The sequence below is a fragment of the Streptomyces resistomycificus genome (genome assembly GCF_001514265.1).
Taxonomy (GTDB): domain Bacteria; phylum Actinomycetota; class Actinomycetes; order Streptomycetales; family Streptomycetaceae; genus Streptomyces; species Streptomyces resistomycificus.
Window position 1 is genome coordinate 1 of the sequence record NZ_KQ948990.1, and the last position, 18453, is coordinate 18453.

Sequence of the window (18453 nt, forward strand, 5' to 3'; positions counted from 1 at the left end):
GACCACGACGCTGCCGCGGTTCTGGCGCCGGAGCGGCAGCTCGTCCTCATAGTGGGACCCTGCCGCCTCGGCACCCTGGGGTTCGTTGAGGATGCTCACAGGATGTTCGACTCCCGGTTCTTCTCGTGACCCGCCTGCTCGATGCCGGCGGGAACGTAACCGGTCTGCCCCTTCTTCACGAGGTCCTTGAGGTGCTGCTCGTAGCGCTCAGGGGAGACGACCTTCACGTTGAACAGCATCCGGGAGTGGTCGACGCCGCACAGCTCGGCGCACTTGCCCATGAAGGTGCCCTCCCGGTTGGGAGTCACCTCGAAGGCGTTGGTGTGGCCCGGGATGACGTCCTGCTTCATCAGGAACGGCACCACCCAGAAGGAGTGGATGACGTCACGCGAGGTGAGGACGAAGCGGACCGTCTTGCCCTTGGGGAGCCAGAGGGTCGGGCCGGGGTTTCCGGTCTGCGGGTTCCTGGTGCCGGGCGTGCCGACGTCGTAGACGCCGCCGGCGTTCGCCGGGAAGTCCTCCTTGAACCGGTCCGGGATCGCGGCCAGGTTCTTGTCGGTCGTCGCGTCACCGGTGGAACCGGCCACGGGCTCGATGTAGTTGAAGCCCCAGCTCCACTGGAAGCCGACGACGTTGATGGTGACGTCCGGCTTGTCCTTGAGGGTGAGGAGCTTCGACTCGTCACGGGCCGTGAAGTAGAAGAGCACCGAGACGATGATGAGCGGGACCACCGTGTACAGCGCCTCGATGGGCATGTTGTACCGGGTCTGCGGAGGGACCTCGACCTTGGTACGGGTTCGCCGGTGGAATATGGCACTCCACAGGATCAGGCCCCACACCAGCACGCCAACGGCGAGCGCGGCAGCCCAGGAACCCTGCCACAGGGAGAGGATCCGCGGAGCCTCTTCCGTGGTCGGGGTGGGCATACCAAGGCGGGGGAAGTCCTTGTATGTGCAACCGGTGGCGGTCGCCAGGACCAGGCCCGCGGTCATTGCCTGCAGCAGCTTCCGCCGCATCGGGCGCCGCGGCGAGCGGTCGGAGCCGTTGGGACTCACGTAGCGCCTTCCCGAGAGTCTCGCCCGCGCGATTGAGCTGCGGCCTTCTCGCTGGTCGGTCGCCGCCCTGCGTCGGGCAGGGGTTTGGATGTTTATGCGGACCAAACCCTAGCCGACGCTCTCGGAGCGTTCGCGGGGAGGGGGGCTTACTGGGTCGGGTGGTTCGCTGGATTGGCGGCTGCGGGTTGTTTGTGGCCGATCGCGCAGTTCCTCGCGCCCCTCGGGCGGGCCGCCCGCACGTGGGTTTAGCGTTGCTGCGTGTCCTACTTCGACGCCGCCTCCGCGGCTCCGCTCCATCCCGTCGCCCGTCAGGCGCTCTTGGCGGCCCTGGACGAGGGGTGGGCCGATCCCGCACGGCTGTATCGCGAGGGGCGGCGGGCCCGGCTGCTGCTCGACGCGGCGCGGGAGGCGGCCGCGGAGGCGGTGGGGTGCCGGGCGGACGAGTTGGTGTTCACCTCGTCCGGAACTCGTGCCGTGCACAGTGGAATCGCCGGGGTGCTGGCGGGCCGGCGTCGGGTCGGACGCCACCTGATCGTGTCAGCTGTCGAACACTCCTCTGTGCTGCATGCCGCCGACGTGCACCAGGCGGACGGGGGGACGCTCACCCAGGTGGCCGTCGACCGGACGGGAGCGGTGGACCCGTCGGCCTACGCGGCTGAGCTCCGCCAGGACACGGCGCTCGCCTGTCTTCAGTCGGCCAACCACGAGGTGGGGACCGAGCAGCCGGTGGCGGACGTGGCGGACGCGTGCCGGGAGGCCGGGGTGCCGTTGCTGGTGGACGCGGCGCAGTCGATCGGGTGGGGGCCCATCGGGGGTGGCTGGTCGGTGCTGACCGCCAGTGCGCACAAGTGGGGCGGGCCGCCGGGGGTCGGGCTGCTCGTGGTCCGCAAGGGCGTCCGGTTCGCCGCCCAGGGGCCCGCGGACGAGCGGGAGTCGGGGCGGGCGCCGGGGTTCGAGAACCTGCCCGCCATCGTCGCGGCGGCGGCTTCGCTGCGGGCCGTGCGGGCCGAGGCGGCGCAAGAGGCCGTACGACTGCGGGAGCTGACGGAGCGGATCCGGACGAGGGTGCCGCGGCTGGTGCCGGACGTGGAAGTGGTCGGGGACCCGGAGCGGCGGCTGCCCGGCGTGGTCACCTTCTCCTGTCTCTATGTCGACGGGGAGACACTGCTGCACGAGCTGGACCGGGCCGGTTTCTCCGTCTCGTCCGGGTCGTCCTGCACGAGCAGCACGCTGACGCCCAGCCATGTGCTGAGGGCGATGGGGGTGCTCAGTGAGGGAAACGTGCGGGTTTCGTTGCCGTTCGGCGCCGCGGCCGAGGACGTCGAGCGGTTCCTGGAGGTGCTGCCCGGCGCGGTGGCGGGGGTGCGGGAGAAGCTGGGGGCGCCGGCCGCCGAGACGGTCGTACGCGACGACGTCCTGGTCGTGGACTCCCTCGGCAGGCGCTGCCCGATCCCCGTCATCGAGCTGGCGAAGGTCATCGGGGACGTGCCGGTGGGCGGGACGGTCCGGGTGCTCTCGGACGACGAGGCGGCGCGGCTGGACATCCCGGCCTGGTGCGAGATGCGGGGCCAGGAGTACGTGGGTGAGGAGCCGGCGGACCGGGGCTCGGCCTATGTGGTCCGCCGGCTGTCCTGACTCAGCCCAGGTGCTTGCGGACCTCGGTGGCGGCCTCATGGCCGTACGCCTTGGTGAAGCGCTCCATGAAGTGGCCGCGGCGCAGCTGGTACTCCTGGGTGCCGACCGTCTCGATGACGAGCGTGGCGAGCATGCAGCCGACCTGGGCGGCCCGCTCCAGGGAGACGCCCCAGGCGAGGCCCGAGAGGAAACCGGCCCTGAACGCGTCGCCGACGCCGGTGGGGTCGGCCTTGCGCTCCTCCTCCGCGCAGCCGACGACGATCGGCTCCTCGCCGGCCCGCTCGACGCGGACGCCCTGGGCGCCGAGGGTGGTGACGCGGTGACCGACCCTGGACAGGATCTCCTCGTCGCTCCAGCCCGTCTTGGACTCGATGAGACCCTTCTCGTACTCGTTGGAGAAGAGGTACGTCGCCCCGTCCAGCAGTATCCGGATCTCGTCGCCCGCCATGCGGGCGATCTGCTGCGAGAAGTCCGCCGCGAAGGGGATGGACCGGGAGCGGCACTCCTCGGTGTGGCGGAGCATGGCCTCCGGGTCGTCGGCGCCGATCAGGACCAGGTCGAGGCCGTCGACGCGGTCGGCGACGGTCTTGAGCTCGATCTGCCGGGCCTCGCTCATCGCACCGGTGTAGAAGGAGCCGATCTGGTTGTGGTCGGCGTCCGTGGTGCACACGAACCGGGCGGTGTGCAGCGTCTCGGAGATGCGCACCGAGGCGGTGTCGACGCCGTGCCGGTCCAGCCAGGCGCGGTACTCGTCGAAGTCGAAGCCGGCGGCGCCGACCAGGATCGGTTCGGTGCCCAGCTGGCCCATGCCGAAGGCGATGTTCGCGCCGACACCGCCCCTGCGGACGTCGAGGTTGTCCACCAGGAAGGACAGCGAGACCGTGTGCAGTTGGTCCGCGACGAGCTGGTCGGCGAAGCGGCCGGGGAAGGTCATGAGATGGTCGGTGGCGATGGAGCCGGTGACTGCGATGCGCACGGCGTTGACTCTCCTGTGGGGAGACGGATTGACGGTTAACGCTACCGGGTCGCGGAGGGGCTCTGAAGCCGCCGAAACTACCCGATAGTAGATCTTTCTTCGCAGGCTCGAGCGTGCCTACGGTGCCGTTATGACGAACCTCGAGCTTCACGCTCCCGCTCCGGCCGACCTCGAAGGCGACCTGGCGTCGCTGCGCGGCGACTGCGCCCGGATGGCTCCGCACTGGGCGGCTCCCGACCGGATCACTGCCCTTCCGATCTCCCCCTCACTCATCCACGGCGTGACCGTACCGCCCGCCTCGGCACGGCTGCTCGACGCGATGTCGGAGTACGGCGACTGAGACGGCGCTTTCCAGGGAACCGCGCGCTCCCCCGCTGCGTCCCATCGGCGTCCCCCGTATAGGGGATGCGGGATACGACCCGTGGGCCGACCTTTTTGACAGGGTCGGGTCAGGGTCATGGGACGGATGCACAGCCGAAGGAGCGATGCGGTGAACAGCGAGCGACCCGACCACGACGACGCCGGCCCGGAGGACGTCGCCGCCGAGAACGCCGGCACGACGCGGGACGCCGACACCGGTACGACGCCGGATGCCGACGCGGGTGCGTCGCGGGACGCCGACGGGGGCTCCGCCCCGGATGCCGACGGGGCTCCCGGCCTGGAGGCCGACGGGGGTTCCACCCCGGACGCCGATGACGCCACTGGGCCCGTCGCGGACGAACCCGCCGACAAGAGGGAGGCAGCCGAGAACTCCCCCGAGGCCGCCGGACCGGCCCCGGAGCGGGAGCAGGCCCCGGCGGGGGGCGACCCCGGCGCCGAGGTGACCCCCGCTCCGGGCATCGACGCGTCCGGCACCGAGGAGTCCCGCGCCGAAGAGTCCGGCACGGACCAGTCCCGCGCCCACGCGTCCCCGACCGACGGCCTCGGCCCCTCCGACGGCGACGTTCGCCCCCTGCGGCGCCCCTCCCTCGTCGCCGCCTCCGTCGCCGCGGCCGTGCTGCTCGTCGGGGGCGGTGGGGCGTATCTCGCCGCCACCGCGTCCGGGAGTTCCGACGGCCGTACGACGACCGGCGCGGACGGTGACGACACGCCCCCGCCGCTCGTCCTCGACGGTTACTCGGGAGGCGACGGCCGGAACGGGATCGCGCCCGGCGAGCCCAACCCCTACGGCGTCACCTACCGCGCCGACGGCCCGCTCCCGGCCGGCCCCGGCTCGGCGCCCGTGTACCGGACGGGCGGATCGGTCACCGAGGACCAGGTCACCGAGCTCGCGAAGGCGCTCGGCGTCGAGGGGAAGCCGGTGCTGCGGGGACAGTCCTGGACGGTCGGGACGAAGGACGGTTCGGGACCCGAGCTGCAGGTGACCAGGCAGGCACCGGGCACCTGGTCGTTCCACCGGTACGCGCAGGGCACCGACGCCTGCCGGAGCGAGACGGTGTGTGCGAGCGACCCCGTCGCCCCGTCCGTCGACCCGGTGAGCGAGACGGTCGCGAAGAAGGCCGCCGCGCCCGTGCTGAAGGCGGTGGGTCAGGACGACGCCAAACTGGACGCGAAGCAGCTGATGGGCGCCCAGCGGATCGTGAACGCCGATCCCGTGGTCGGCTCACTGCCCACCCACGGCTGGACGACCGGCGTCACCGTCAGCGCGCAGGGCGAGGTCGTGGGCGGCAGCGGCCGGCTGCGGGCGCCGGTGAAGGGGGACACGTACCCCGTCCTGAGCGCGGAGAAGACGCTGGGCCTGATGAACGCCGCTCCCGGCAGCGACCACCGCATGGGCATCGGCGGCTGCGCCACCCCCGTACCGCTGAAGGACCGGCAGGAGGCCCCGTGCGGGGAGTCCACCGCCTCCCCGCAGGTCCAGAAGAACACGATCGTGGTCGAGAAGGCCGTGTTCGGGCTGGCGTCGCACCTCGTGGACGGGCGGCAGGCACTGGTGCCGTCCTGGCTGTTCGAGGTGCGGGAGTCGGGCGGGCAGAGCACGTTCGAGGTGACGCATCCCGCGGTCGACCCGCAGTACCTGGCCTCGTCCACGCCCTCCGCGCAACCGACCGCGCCCTCGGCGCCGCCGAGCGCGCCGGGTGACGAGCCGACGTCCGCGCCGGCCACCCGGGACGTCCAGGTCGAGGGGTACACGGCCGAGGGGACGGAGCTGACCGTGAGCTTCACGGGCGGGGTGTGCGCCGACTACGAGGTGACGGCGAGCGAGAGCGCGGGCAAGGTGACGGTCACGGTGACCGAGACGCCCTGGCCGGACAAGGTCTGCATCATGATCGCCAAGGTGTACCACCGGACCGTGCCACTGGACGAGCCCCTCGGTGGCCGCGAGGTCGTGGGGACGGACGGCAAGGGGGTCCCGCTGGAGAAGGCGGGGGCGCGGCTCCCGGAGACCTCCGGAGCGCGGTAGCGCGGCCCGGACACGCGCGAAGGCGGCGGCCCCGTCGGAGGGGGCCGCCGCCTTCTGGTCGCTCGGGTGTGCCGGGCGGCTCAGCTGAAGGAGTCGCCGCAGGCGCAGGAGCCCGTCGCGTTCGGGTTGTCGATGGTGAAGCCCTGCTTCTCGATGGTGTCGACGAAGTCGATGGAGGCACCACCCAGGTACGGGGCGCTCATGCGGTCGGTGACGACCTTGACGCCGTCGAAGTCCTTGACCACGTCGCCGTCGAGGGAACGCTCGTCGAAGAAGAGCTGGTAGCGCAGGCCGGAGCAGCCGCCGGGCTGGACGGCGACGCGCAGGGCCAGGTCCTCACGGCCTTCCTGGTCGAGCAGGGCCTTGACCTTCGCCGCGGCGGCGTCGGACAGGATGATGCCGTCGGTGACGGTGCTGGTCTCGTCCGATACGGACATCTACATCTCTCCCGGGTTGTACGGAGACTGCTTGCCGACGGTTGTAACCGTCGGGGCCGCGGATTCATTCCGGGCCGGGCACTTGTCTTCTCGCCTGTTCTTCATGCTCGCACACCCGCGCCGCAGCGGACAGCGACCGCCGGTGCCCTTCCAGGGATTCATGTCACATCGACGCAATGACCATCGTCAAAGTGACGTGAAGCGGGTTATCATAGATAACGTCAGTTCGACGAAAAGTAGAAAGGGTGCGGGTCGTGACCACCGCCCAGACCACGGAGCTCGACGTACAGCCGACTCCGCTCGCCCTGTTGCTGCTCGGCCGTGAGGCCGACCCGAAGAGCGAGCGGGGCGTCGACTGTCCCGGCGACCTGCCCTCGCCCTCCGACCCGGACCTGGTCGAGCGCGCCCGCGCGGCCAAGGAGAAGCTCGGCGACAAGGTGTTCGTCCTCGGCCACCACTACCAGCGCGACGAGGTCATCCAGTTCGCCGACGTCACGGGCGACTCCTTCAAGCTGGCCCGGGACGCGGCCGCTCGCCCGGAGGCCGAGTACATCGTGTTCTGCGGTGTGCACTTCATGGCGGAGTCCGCGGACATCCTGACCTCGGACGACCAGAAGGTCGTCCTCCCCGACCTCGCCGCCGGCTGCTCGATGGCCGACATGGCGACGGCCGAGCAGGTCGCCGAGTGCTGGGACGTGCTGACCGAGGCCGGCGTCGCCGAGCAGGTCGTGCCCGTCTCGTACATGAACTCCTCCGCGGACATCAAGGCGTTCACGGGCAAGCACGGCGGCACCATCTGCACCTCGTCGAACGCCCAGCGGGCCCTGGAGTGGGCCTTCGAACAGGGCGAGAAGGTGCTGTTCCTGCCCGACCAGCACCTCGGCCGCAACACCGCCGTGCGGGACATGGGGATGACGCTGGAGGACTGCGTCCTCTACAACCCGCACAAGCCGAACGGCGGGCTCACCACCGAGCAGCTGCGCGACGCGAAGATGATCCTGTGGCGGGGCCACTGCTCGGTGCACGGCCGTTTCAGCCTGGAGTCGGTGGAGGACGTCCGCGCCCGGATACCCGGGGTGAACGTGCTCGTGCACCCCGAGTGCCGGCACGAGGTCGTGGCCGCGGCGGACTACGTCGGCTCGACCGAGTACATCATCAAGGCGCTGGAGGCGGCCCCGGCCGGTTCCAAGTGGGCCATCGGGACCGAGCTGAACCTGGTCCGCCGGCTGGCGAACCGTTTCGCACCCGAGGGCAAGGAGATCGTCTTCCTCGACAAGACGGTCTGCTTCTGCTCGACGATGAACCGCATCGACCTCCCCCACCTGGTGTGGACCCTGGAGTCCCTCGCCGAGGGCAGCCTCGTCAACCGCATCGAGGTCGACAAGGAGACCGAGGCGTTCGCGAAGCTGGCGCTGGAGCGGATGCTGGCGCTGCCGTAGCCGCGCTCCCGCCGCCCCCGTTCACCCCGAGACGGGTTTCCGCTCGGGGTGGGCGGGGTCGAGGGTGAAGACCGTGCCGTCGGGGGTGGCGACGACCAGAGCGCCTCCGTAGAGCCGCACCTTGATGACGTTCCAGCCCGAGTCGACCCGTTGCGCCCTGGGCAGCGTCTCCCACAGCACCGTGCCCCTGCGCGCGTCGAGAGCGCCCACCCGGCCGCTGGCGCTGGCGAGGTACACCGCGCGCGTCCGCGGGTCGTAGGTCGCCCTGCCGGGTTGTTCCAGGCTGGTCGGTGTCTGCCACAGCTGCTTGCCCGTCCGGGCCGACACCGCCGTCACCTGACCGCTGGAGGTGGCGAACCACAGCGTGTCGTTCGCCAGCGTCACCTCTCCCGAGTACCGCCGGGCCAGCTTCGTCGTGCTGTCGGCACCGGTGGCGGGGTCCAGCAGCCGGATCCGGTCGTACGGCGCGTCCTCGCCGAGCTGCATCTCCCCGTCCTCGTCGCGGGACATCTCCAGGAAGAGCAGCCGGCCGTCTAGGACCCCGAGAAGGTGGCCCTCGCCCGGCACCGTCGTCCGGCGCATCGAACCGTCGGCCGGGTCCACCTCCTGGACCACGACGTCCTGGGTCTCCACCGTGTCCGCGGAACACAGCAGGTACAGGCCCCCGCCGGCCTCGGTGAAACCGCAGTAGTGGTTCGAGGGCAGCTGCGCCGTCCAGCGTTCGGCGCCGGTGCGCGGCGAACGGGCGGTCACCGAGCGGCCGTCGGTGCCCGGGATCACGACGAGGTCGTCGAAGGCGATCGCGTCGGACCAGTCGTCGTTCACCGTGCGGTGCCAGAGCCGCTCACCGGTCTCGGTGTCGAGGGCGAAGACCGTGGTCACCTCGTCGTCGCTGTTCTCGGGAAAGAGCAGTTGCTGGACGAGCACCGCACCGTCCCGGATACCGAGGAGCGTGAAGTCGTAGGACCCTTTGCCGGTCGGTACCCGCTCGGCGCGCCAGGTGGTCTCGCCGGTCAGACCGTCCAGGCGTACGGGCAGGATCCCCTGGCCCGTGCAGTAGGCGGCGTCCTCGTACACCTGGCAGTCCGGCCCGCCCTGCATGCCGCCGCCGCCCGGGTCCGGGGCCTTCTTCACGCCGCGCGCGGCGCTCTCGTACACCGTCGTCCGCCACGGCTTCCAGCCGCTGGGAACCGCCGACCATCTGGAGGCGGTCGCGGTCGCCCCGGGGGTCGCCGGGGTCGCCCCGCCGCCGCTGTCCGCCCCGCCCGGGCCGAGCAGCAGATAGGTCGTGAGACCGAGAGCGACGGCGCCGACCGTGCCGGCCGCTGCCAGCAGGGGGCGGATACGGCGGGTCCGGCGGCCGGGGTCGGTCGTGGCCCCCGGGTCGGCGAGGATGCCGACGCGGGTGCGGTCCGTGGCCGACAACTCGTCCAGGCGCAGTGACACGGTCTCCAGGTCACCCGCCGCCGGTTCGGGCAGGGCGGCGGCGAACTCCCGGGCCAGCTCGTCGAGTCCGGGTCGGTCCGCCGCCTCCTTGGCGAGGCAGCGTTCCAGGAGTCCGCGCAGCGGCTGGCCTATCCCCTCCAGCACGGGCTCGTCGTGCACCACCCGGTAGGCGGTCAGGTAGGGGCTGTCGGCGTCGAAGGGGCCTCGCCCGGTCGTGGCGTACACCAGCAGCGCGCCGAGCGAGAAAACGTCGGAGGCCGGGCCGACCGTGCGGGCGTCGGTGAGCTGCTCCGGTGACATGAACGGCGGGGTGCCGATCATCTGGCCGGTCTCCGTCAGGGTGTTGTGGTTCTCGGCGGCCCGGGAGATGCCGAAGTCGATGACCCGGGGGCCGTCCTCGGCCATCAGGACGTTCGCGGGCTTCAGGTCCCGGTGCACCACGCCGGCCCGGTGGATGTCCCGCAGGGCGTCCACCAACCCCAGGGCCAGTTGCCGCAGTTCACCGCCGCGCAGCGCGCCGCGGTCGCGGATCCGCTGGGCCAGGGAGCGGCCGGGCACGTACTGGGTCGCCATCCAGGGCCGGGCCGCCTCCGGATCGGCGTCCACGACCGGAGCGGTGAAGGCGCCGCTCACCCGGCGGACGGACTCGATCTCCTGCCGGAACCGGGCGCGGAAGACGGCGTCCTCGGCGTACTGGGCGTGCACGACCTTGACGGCGAGATCACGGCCCGACCGGGACCTGGCCTGGTAGACGACCCCCATGCCGCCGGCCCCCAGCCGGTCGAGCAGCTTGTACCCGCCGACCGACCTCGGGTCGTCCTTGTGCAGTGGCACCGCCGGAATTCCCTTCCCCCGTAAAGCCGTTCGAGCCACAGGATACGTAACGGCAAAACGACGGGGGCCGGGCAGCGAACCATGGGCGGTTCGCTGCCCGGCCCCCGAGGGGCGCGACGGTCACACGGACGCGGGCTCCGGCTCGTCCGAGGACGAGGCGGGCGTCTGCCGGGACGGCACGCCGGCCTTCTTCGCCCGCTTCGCCTCCCGCTTCTTCGCCCGGCGCTCCTTGCGGAGTTCCAGCATCGCGTACAGCGTCGGGACGAGGAGCAGGGTGAGCAGGGTCGAGGTGACCAGGCCGCCGATCACGACCACCGCGAGCGGCTGGGCGATGAAGCCGCCCTCGCCGGTGACGCCGAGGGCCATCGGCAGCAGGGCGAAGATGGTCGCCAGCGCGGTCATCAGGATCGGGCGCAGCCGGTGCCGGCCGCCCTCGACGACCGCCTCGACGACGCCGTGACCCTGCTTGCGGTACTGGTTGATGAGGTCGATCAGCACGATCGCGTTGGTCACCACGATGCCGATGAGCATCAGCATGCCGATCATCGCGGGGACGCCCATCGGGGTGTCCGTGACCACCAGCAGGCCGATCGCGCCGGTCGCCGCGAACGGCACCGAGACGAGCAGGATCAGCGGCTGGGCGAGCGAGCGGAAGGTCGCCACCAGCAGCATGAAGACGATCGCGATCGCCGCGAGCATCGCCAGGCCCAGGTTCTTGAACGCGTCGTCCTGGTCCTGGGAGACCCCGCCGATCTGGGCCGTGGCGCCCGCCGGGAGCTTCAGGGAGTTCAGCTTCGACGTCAGGTCGGCGCTCACCGCGCCCGTGTTGTCGCCGGTCGGCTTCGCCGTGATGGTGGCCGCGCGCTGCCCGTCGATACGGGTCATGGAGACCGGGCCGTCCACCAGGCGCACGGTGGCGATGTCGCCGAGCCTCACCGGGCCCAGCCGAAGGCTCTTCAGCTCCGCCAGCGTCTTCGCGGGCTTCGCCGACTTGATGACGACGTCCCGCTCGGTGTCGTCCAGGATCGCCTTGGCGGCGGTGGTGCCGCGGACCGCCTGGGCGACGGCCGCGCCGAGGGTCTGGTCGTCGAAGCCCGCGGCGGCGGCCTTGTCGTTCGCCTTCACGGAGATGCGCGGCACGCTCTGCGCCAGGTCGCTGGTGACGTCCGTGACGTCGTCGAGGCCGGCGACGGTCTTGCGGACCTCCTCGGAGGCCTCGCGCAGCACACCGGCGTCGGCGGCCTTCACGACCACGCTGAGGTCCTGGCTGCTGAAGCCGTCACCGGCGGCGACGGTGGTGGTGCCGATGCCGGACAGCTCGCGCAGGCCGGCCTCGATGTCGTCCTGGACGTCGTCGAAGGGCACCGAGTCGTCCAGCATCACCTGGTACGAGGCCTGGTTGGAGTCCGTGCCGCCGCCGAAGGCCGCCAGGAAGCCGGACGAGCCGATGGTGACCTGGTAGTCCTTGACGCCCTTGGTGTCGGCGAGCAGCCGCTCGACCTTCCTGGCCTGCTCGTCGGTCGCCGCGAGGCTGGCGCCCGGCTTCAACTCCTGCTTGACGGTGAGGACTTCCTGCTCACCCTGGTCGAAGAAGTTGGTCTTGAGCAGCGGGGCCATGCCGAAGGTGCCGATGAGGACGACCGCCGCGAGGGCCACGCTCGTCAGCCGGCGACGGGTGGCGAACCGCAGGACGGGGACGTAGAGGCGCTGGAGACGGCTCCTGGCCTCCTTCTCCTCGGCCTTGCGGCGGGCTTCGTCGGCGTCCTCGGGGGTGCCCTTCGGGGCGCGCAGGAACCAGTACGACAGGACCGGTACGACGGTCAGCGACACCAGCAGCGAGGCCAGCAGGGCCGCCGTCACGGTCAGGCTGAACGAGCCGAACAGCGCGCCCACCATGCCGCCGACCAGGCCGATCGGCAGGAACACGGCGACCGTGGTGAGGGTCGAGGAGGTGACGGCGCCGGCCACCTCGCGGACCGCCTTGAGGATGGCTTCCTGACGCTCCTCGCCGTAGCCGAGGTGCCGCTTGATGTTCTCCAGGACCACGATCGAGTCGTCGACGACCCGGCCGATGGCGATGGTGAGCGCGCCCAGCGTGAGCATGTTGAGGGACAGGTCCCGGGTCCACAGCACGATCAGGGCGAGCACCACGGACAGCGGGATGCTGACCGCGGTGACCAGCGTCGAGCGGATCGACGCCAGGAAGACCAGGATGACGAGGACCGCGAAGAGCAGACCGAGGGCACCCTCGGTGGTCAGGCCGTCGATGGCCTTGGAGACCGCCGGGCCCTGGTCGCTGACGACGGTGACGGACGCGCCGGCCCCGAGGTCCTTGCGCAGGTCGGGCAGCTTGTCCTCGACCGCGTCCGAGATGGCGACCGCGCTGCCGTCGTGGTCCATGGTGACGCTGACGGCGAGGCTGGGCTTGCCGTCGGTACGGGTGATGGAGTCGGCGGTGGCCTCCCGGTCCTCGACGGTGGCCACGTCCCCGAGGCGGACGGGCTTCTTCGCGCCCTCGCCGGTGACCATCAGGTCCTGGATCTGCCGCAGGGACGTGAACCCGCCGCCGACCTGGACGGTGCGGTTGCTGCCGCCCTCGTCGAAGGAGCCGGCCGGCACGGTCGCGCCGCCCGCCTGGAGAGCCTGGGAGAGTGCCTGGGTGTTCAGGCCGGCCTTGGCCAGCTTCGTGTCGTCGGGGGTGACGGCGACCTGGAGGTCCCGTACGCCGTCGACCGTCACCTGGCCCACGCCGTCGATGTCCTTCAGGTCCGGTACGACGGTCCGGTCGATCCGGTCGGCCAGCGCCTGCTGGTCCTGCCCGGAGGTGACGGCGAGCACTACGGTCGGGATGTCGTCCGTCGAGCCGGCGACGACCTGCGGGTCCACCTCGTCCGGGAGCTGGACGCGGGCCCGGTTGACGGCCTGCTGGACGTCGGCTACGAGCTGCTTGGTGTCGTTGCCGTAGTCGAAGGACGCCATGATCAGGGCGTTGCCCTCACTGGCCGTCGACGTGACGCCGCTGATGGCGTCCACGGCCTCCAGGCTGTCCTCGATGGGCTCGACGACCTGCTTCTCGACGACGTCCGGGGAGGCGCCCTGGTAGGGCGCGATCACCGACACCATCGGCAGCTCGATGGTCGGCAGGAGCTGCTGCTTCAACTGCGGGATCGCGATCGCCCCGAAGGCGAGCGCGATGATGGACATCAGGCCTATCAGGGCCCGTTGCGCGAGGCTGAACCTGGACAGCCAGGACATGGGTCAGGGGTCTCTCTTCTGTGAGCGGCAGAAGTCATGACGGCCGCACAGATGAGCGCCCGCCCCCTACACCCTGAGCCATCCGGGGGCGGTGATCCGTAGACCACAGGTCCATTTCCTTATGCGGCTCATACTCCGGCCGCAGTACAGGGGAGCGGGGTCAGTCCACCCTTGGGCGTACCAGACCCGACTCGTACGCGATCACCACCAGCTGCGCCCGGTCGCGGGCGCCCAGCTTGCCCATGGCCCGGTTGACGTGCGTCTTCACCGTGAGCGGGCTGACCTCCAGGCGCTCGGCGATCTCGTCGTTCGAGTGTCCGCCGGCGACCTGGACCAGGACCTCGCGCTCCCGCACGGTCAGGGCGGCCAGGCGCTGGGCGCGGGCGGGGTCGCGGTCGTCGTCCGTCGCGTCGCCCTGCGCGAGGAACCGGGCGATCAGGCCCTTGGTGGCCGCCGGGGAGAGCAGGGCCTCGCCGCCGGCCGCGACCCTGATGGCGCTGAGGAGTTCCTCGGGCTCGGACCCCTTGCCGAGAAAACCGGAGGCGCCCGCGCGCAGCGACTGCACGACGTAGTCGTCGACCTCGAAGGTCGTCAGGATGACCACCCGGACATGGGCGAGCGAGGGGTCGGCGCTGATCATGCGGGTCGCCGCGAAGCCGTCGGTCCCCGGCATCCGGATGTCCATCAGGACGACGTCGGCCCGCTCCTCCCTGGTCAGTCGCACGGCCTCGGCCCCGTCGGACGCCTCGCCCACGACCTCCATGTCGGGCTCCGAGTCGACGAGCACACGGAAGGCGCTGCGCAGCAGGGCCTGGTCGTCGGCGAGCACGACACGGATCGTCATACGGGGTCCTCCGTGGCACGGGTACGGGTCTTGACGGGCAGGATCGCATGGACGCGGAAGCCGCCCCCGTAGCGCGGACCGGTGGTCAGGGTGCCGCGCAGGGCGGTGACGCGTTCGCGCATGCCGAGCAGGCCGTGGCCGCCGACGGTCTGCGGACGGAGGTCCTCGCCCGCCCCGTTGTCGAGGACCGTGATCTCGATGTTGGGCCCCACGCGTACGACGCTGACCTCGGCCTTCACCTCGGTGCCGGCGTGCTTCTGCACGTTGGTGAGGGCTTCCTGGATGACCCGGTAGGCGGCGAGGTCGACGGCGGCGGGCAGGATGGTGCCGTTGTCGGCGCGGGCCACCTCGACGTGCAGGCCGGCGTTGCGGAAGGTGCCGACGAGTTCGTCGAGCCGGGCGAGTCCGGGAGCCGGTTCGGTGGGCGCCTCGGGGTCGCCGGACTGCCTCAGCAGGCCGACGGTGGCCCGCAGTTCGTTGAGCGCCGAGCGGCTGGCCTCCCGTACGTGGGCCAGAGCCTCCTTGGCCTGGTCGGGCCGTTTGTCCATGACGTGGGCGGCCACTCCGGCCTGGACGTTGACCAGGGCGATGTGGTGGGCGACGACGTCGTGCAGGTCGCGGGCGATGCGCAGGCGTTCCTCGGCGACCCGGCGGCGGGCCTCCTCCTCGCGGGTGCGCTCGGCCCGCTCGGCGCGCTCCCTGATCGCGTGGATGAAGGCACGGCGGCTGCGGACGGCGTCACCGGCGGTGGCGCCGATGCCGGTCCAGGCGAAGATCGCGAGGTTCTCCTGGGCGTACCAGGGCAGCGGGCCGGCGAGCATGGAGGCGCCGGTGAGGACGGTCATCGTGAGCAGGCCGACGCGCCAGGTGGTGGGGCGGTCGGTGGTGGAGGCGACCGTGTAGAGGGCGATGACCGCGGACATCGCGACCGGGGCGCGGGGGTCGCCGGTGACGGCCTCCACGAGGGAGACGGTGCCGGTGAGGGCGAGGACGGTCATGGGGGCGCGGCGGCGGAAGACCAGGGCGACGGCGCCGAGGACGATGAGGACCAGGCTGAGGGGGTCGGGGGTACGCAGTCCCCAGCTGACGTCGTGCGCGCCGTGCGGGTCCACGAACGAGCCGGCCACCATGCAGGCCAGGACGCCGGCCGCGATGGCCGCGTCCAGCGCCATGGGGTGCGCCTTGAGATGGCGCCGGGCTCGGTCGAGGGTGTTCACGTTTGTCCAAGGTACGGGGCACTCGCCGGCGGCGGAACGGGGGTGCCCCCGCGGCTCCGGCGCGCGGGCCGGGCCGCCCGGGTCGACCGTCGCCGGAGGTCAGCCGGGGATCAGGCCGTCGTCGCTCAGCAGTTCCCGGACCTCCTCCAGGGTGGCGTCCGGGGACGGGAGGATCAGCTCCGACGGCTCCAGGGAGTCGTCGGGCAGCGGCTCGCCCAGTTCGCGGACCTTGGACAGGAGGGCGTGCAGGGTGCGGCGGAAGCCGGGGCCGTCGCCGTTCTCCATTTCCCTCAGGAGTTCGTCGTCCAGCTTGTTCAGCTCGGTGAGGTGGCCGTCGGCCAGCGTCACCTGCCCCTCCCCCATGATCCGTACGATCATGTCGCCCTCCTAGGCGTGGGCCCCGGCTGTCGGATCGTCGTGGTGACTACTGCTTGTCGAAGCGCGGGGTGTCCTGCGGCTGCTGCGGGGACTGCTGACCCGCGCCACCCTCGATGGCCTGCTGCCCGGCACCTCCGCCGGCCAGCTCCGCCTTCATGCGCTGCAGTTCCAGCTCTACATCCGTACCACCGGAGAGCCGGTCCAGCTCGGCCTGGATGTCGTCCTTGTGCATACCGGACTGGTCGTCCAGGGCACCGGAGGCGAGCAGTTCGTCGATGGCTCCGGCCCTCGCCTGGAGCTGGGCGGTCTTGTCCTCGGCACGCTGGATCGCCAGGCCGACGTCGCCCATCTCCTCGGAGATGCCGGAGAAGGCCTCGCCGATGCGGGTCTGTGCCTGGGCCGCGGTGTACGTGGCCTTGATCGTCTCCTTCTTGGTGCGGAAGGCGTCGACCTTGGCCTGGAGCCGCTGGGCCGCCAGGGTGAGCTTCTCCTCCTCGCCCTGAAGGGTCGAGTGCTGGGTCTCCAGGTCCGTCACCTGCTGCTGGAGCGCGGCTCGGCGGGAGAGCGCCTCGCGGGCCAGGTCCTCACGGCCCAGCGCGAGCGCCTTGCGGCCCTGGTCCTCCAGCTTGGACGACTGGGACTGCAGCTGGTTGAGCTGGAGTTCCAGGCGCTTGCGCGAGGTCGCGACGTCGGCGACCCCGCGGCGCACCTTCTGCAGCAGTTCCAGCTGTTTCTGGTACGAGTAATCGAGGGTTTCGCGCGGGTCCTCGGCCCGGTCAAGGGCCTTGTTCGCCTTCGCGCGGAAGATCATCCCCATACGCTTCATGACACCGCTCATGGGCTTCGCGCGCCCCCTTCTGACGGACTTCCAGCTCCAGCTGTGCGACAGAACCCACAGTACGGGCCCTGCATCCATTACCGCACTGTTCGGGGACGGATGCGCTCATCCCCAAGGACGACTGACCAAGGCCTTGCTCCGGCGTAAGGAGTAGGTGACCTTCAGGGTTACAGACGACCGGTGTTGCCGGATCGTTCCCCACCGGACTGGGGTCCAAGCCCCCGCACCCCGTACCCTTGGGTTTTGTGTTCCGTAGCCGTTCCAAGGAAGAGAAGGCCCCGGCCGCCGACAAGGCGCCGCTGACCGACTCCACGCAGCCCCGTCACCCGCAGGCCCCGAAGGGTCGCCCCACGCCCAAGCGCAGTGAGGCCCAGACCCAGCGCCGCAGCGTGGCCAACACGCCGACGACGCGCAAGGAGGCCGCCAAGCGTCAGCGCGACGAGCGACGTGCGCAGCTGGAGAAGCAGCGCAAGGCACTCGCCGGCGGTGACGAGCGGTACCTGCCCGCGCGCGACAAGGGCCCGGTCCGCAAGTTCGCGCGCGACTTCATCGACTCGCGGTTCAACATCGCGGAGTTCTTCCTGCCGATGGCCGTGGTCATCCTCGTGCTGAGCATGGTGCGGGTGGGCGCGCTGCAGAGCATCGCGCTGCTGCTGTGGCTGATCGTGATCGTGCTGATCGTCCTCGACTCGTTCGTCACCGGCTTCCGTCTGAAGAAGCGGCTGGCCGAGCGTTTCCCGGACGACAACCGGCGCGGCGCCGTGGCCTACGCCCTGATGCGCTCCCTCCAGATGCGCCGGCTCCGGCTGCCGAAGCCGCAGGTCAAGCGTGGAGCGAAGCTCTGAGCACTACGCCGTTCACCGGGGGTGCGGCGGATGCCTGGCTGACCGGCCTGGGCGGGCTGCGTGACGTCGTACGACAGGAGCTGGTGGCCCGGCAGCTCGACGAGCAGATAGTCGGGCGGTTCCCGGTGGGGCAGCGCCTGAGGGTGCTCGACGTGGGGATGGGCCAGGGTACGCAGGCGCTGCGGCTGGCCCGCGCCGGCCATCAGGTCACCGGCGTGGAGCAGGACCCCAGGATGATCTCCGCGGCCCGGGAGGCGCTGGCCGCCGAGCCCGAGGGGATCCGGGAGCGGGTGCGGCTCGTCCAGAGCGACGGCCGGGACACCGGGGTGCACTTCCTGCCGGGCAGCTTCGACGTGGTGCTGTGCCACGGCGTGCTGATGTACATCGACGAACCGGACGCGCTGCTGGCGGGCCTCGCCCGGATGCTCGCGCCGGGCGGCCTGCTGTCGCTGCTGGTGCGCAACGGTGACGCGCTGGCCATGCGGCACGGGCTGTCGGGCGACTGGGCCGGGGCGCTGGCCGCCTTCGACACCACCGCGTACACGAACCGGCTCGGACTCGACGTCCGCGCGGACCGCCTCGCGACGCTGACCGCGACCCTCGCGGGCATCGGGGCGCCGCTTCAGGCCTGGTACGGCGTACGGGTCTTCACGGACACCGCGGCCGACCAAGCGGAGATCCCGGCCGACGTCACGACGCTGCTGACGGTCGAGGAGCGGGCCGGGCGCACGGATCCGTACCGGGGGGTCGCGGCCCTGCTGCATCTGTGCGGGGTCCGGGGCTGAGCCCTGCCCCGTGACGCCGGGCGAGCGGGCGGAGGACGACGAGAGGGGCGGCCGGAGTACGGCCG

The 18453-nt window shown here is 71.2% G+C and carries 15 protein-coding genes; 6 read left to right on the forward strand and 9 right to left on the reverse strand.

Going from position 1 to position 18453, the window contains the following annotated elements; genetic code table 11:
* Positions 1 to 95: 95 nt before the first annotated feature.
* The gene (ctaC, locus tag AQJ84_RS09965; RefSeq protein ID WP_030039306.1) at positions 96 to 1055 is read right to left on the reverse strand and encodes an aa3-type cytochrome oxidase subunit II; all 960 of its coding nucleotides are present in this window, start codon (positions 1053 to 1055) and stop codon (positions 96 to 98) included.
* 258 nt (positions 1056 to 1313) lie between these two features.
* On the opposite strand from ctaC, the gene AQJ84_RS09970 reads away from it, so the two are divergent.
* Positions 1314 to 2690: a cysteine desulfurase/sulfurtransferase TusA family protein gene (locus AQJ84_RS09970; RefSeq protein ID WP_030039305.1), complete on the forward strand. Its 1377-nt coding sequence runs from the start codon at positions 1314 to 1316 to the stop codon at positions 2688 to 2690.
* A 1-nt stretch (position 2691) separates the two neighbouring features.
* Here AQJ84_RS09970 and AQJ84_RS09975 read toward each other — a convergent pair whose 3' ends face one another.
* The gene (locus AQJ84_RS09975; RefSeq protein WP_030039304.1) at positions 2692 to 3666 is read right to left on the reverse strand and encodes a carbohydrate kinase family protein; all 975 of its coding nucleotides are present in this window, start codon (positions 3664 to 3666) and stop codon (positions 2692 to 2694) included.
* A 130-nt stretch (positions 3667 to 3796) separates the two neighbouring features.
* Between AQJ84_RS09975 and AQJ84_RS09980 the strand changes: the two genes are divergently transcribed.
* Both AQJ84_RS09980 and AQJ84_RS09985 read left to right on the forward strand, forming a co-directional pair.
* The gene (locus tag AQJ84_RS09980) at positions 3797 to 4006 is read left to right on the forward strand and encodes a hypothetical protein (RefSeq protein ID WP_030039303.1); all 210 of its coding nucleotides are present in this window, start codon (positions 3797 to 3799) and stop codon (positions 4004 to 4006) included.
* A 150-nt stretch (positions 4007 to 4156) separates the two neighbouring features.
* Positions 4157 to 6070, forward strand: coding sequence for a hypothetical protein (locus AQJ84_RS09985; RefSeq protein ID WP_030039302.1), 1914 nt, complete (start codon positions 4157 to 4159; stop codon positions 6068 to 6070).
* 80 nt (positions 6071 to 6150) lie between these two features.
* Here the strand turns inward: AQJ84_RS09985 and erpA are convergent, their stop codons facing one another.
* Positions 6151 to 6507 carry an iron-sulfur cluster insertion protein ErpA gene (gene erpA / locus AQJ84_RS09990; protein ID WP_030039301.1) on the reverse strand — a complete coding sequence of 119 codons (357 nt, stop codon included), beginning with the start codon at positions 6505 to 6507 and terminating at the stop codon, positions 6151 to 6153.
* Between the two features lie 254 nt (positions 6508 to 6761).
* On the opposite strand from erpA, the gene nadA reads away from it, so the two are divergent.
* On the forward strand, positions 6762 to 7946 hold the full coding sequence (gene nadA / locus AQJ84_RS09995; protein WP_053190749.1) for a quinolinate synthase NadA: 1185 nt from the start codon (positions 6762 to 6764) through the stop codon (positions 7944 to 7946).
* A 21-nt stretch (positions 7947 to 7967) separates the two neighbouring features.
* On the opposite strand, the gene AQJ84_RS10000 is transcribed toward nadA, so the two are convergent.
* From AQJ84_RS10000 to AQJ84_RS10025, 6 genes are all read right to left on the reverse strand, one after another.
* On the reverse strand, positions 7968 to 10226 hold the full coding sequence (locus AQJ84_RS10000) for a serine/threonine-protein kinase (RefSeq protein ID WP_030039298.1): 2259 nt from the start codon (positions 10224 to 10226) through the stop codon (positions 7968 to 7970).
* A 120-nt stretch (positions 10227 to 10346) separates the two neighbouring features.
* A complete protein-coding gene (locus AQJ84_RS10005; protein ID WP_030039297.1) occupies positions 10347 to 13481 on the reverse strand; it encodes an efflux RND transporter permease subunit in 3135 nt (1044 codons plus the stop codon).
* Positions 13482 to 13641: 160 nt separating this feature from the next.
* Positions 13642 to 14325, reverse strand: a complete 684-nt coding sequence (locus AQJ84_RS10010; protein WP_030039296.1) for a response regulator — start codon at positions 14323 to 14325, stop codon at positions 13642 to 13644.
* Positions 14322 to 15542, reverse strand: coding sequence for a sensor histidine kinase (locus AQJ84_RS10015; RefSeq protein WP_030039295.1), 1221 nt, complete (start codon positions 15540 to 15542; stop codon positions 14322 to 14324). Before AQJ84_RS10015 ends, AQJ84_RS10010 begins: the two co-directional genes overlap by 4 nt.
* A gap of 99 nt (positions 15543 to 15641) precedes the next feature.
* On the reverse strand, positions 15642 to 15920 hold the full coding sequence (gene pspAA / locus AQJ84_RS10020) for a PspA-associated protein PspAA (RefSeq protein WP_030039294.1): 279 nt from the start codon (positions 15918 to 15920) through the stop codon (positions 15642 to 15644).
* 46 nt (positions 15921 to 15966) lie between these two features.
* Positions 15967 to 16737, reverse strand: a complete 771-nt coding sequence (locus tag AQJ84_RS10025) for a PspA/IM30 family protein (protein WP_030039293.1) — start codon at positions 16735 to 16737, stop codon at positions 15967 to 15969.
* Positions 16738 to 16964: 227 nt separating this feature from the next.
* Here AQJ84_RS10025 and AQJ84_RS10030 point away from each other — a divergent pair, with 227 nt between their 5' ends.
* Positions 16965 to 17603: a DUF3043 domain-containing protein gene (locus AQJ84_RS10030; protein ID WP_078631730.1), complete on the forward strand. Its 639-nt coding sequence runs from the start codon at positions 16965 to 16967 to the stop codon at positions 17601 to 17603.
* A gap of 83 nt (positions 17604 to 17686) precedes the next feature.
* Positions 17687 to 18388 carry a class I SAM-dependent methyltransferase gene (locus AQJ84_RS10035; RefSeq protein WP_030039291.1) on the forward strand — a complete coding sequence of 234 codons (702 nt, stop codon included), beginning with the start codon at positions 17687 to 17689 and terminating at the stop codon, positions 18386 to 18388.
* The last annotated feature ends 65 nt before the right edge of the window (positions 18389 to 18453 follow it).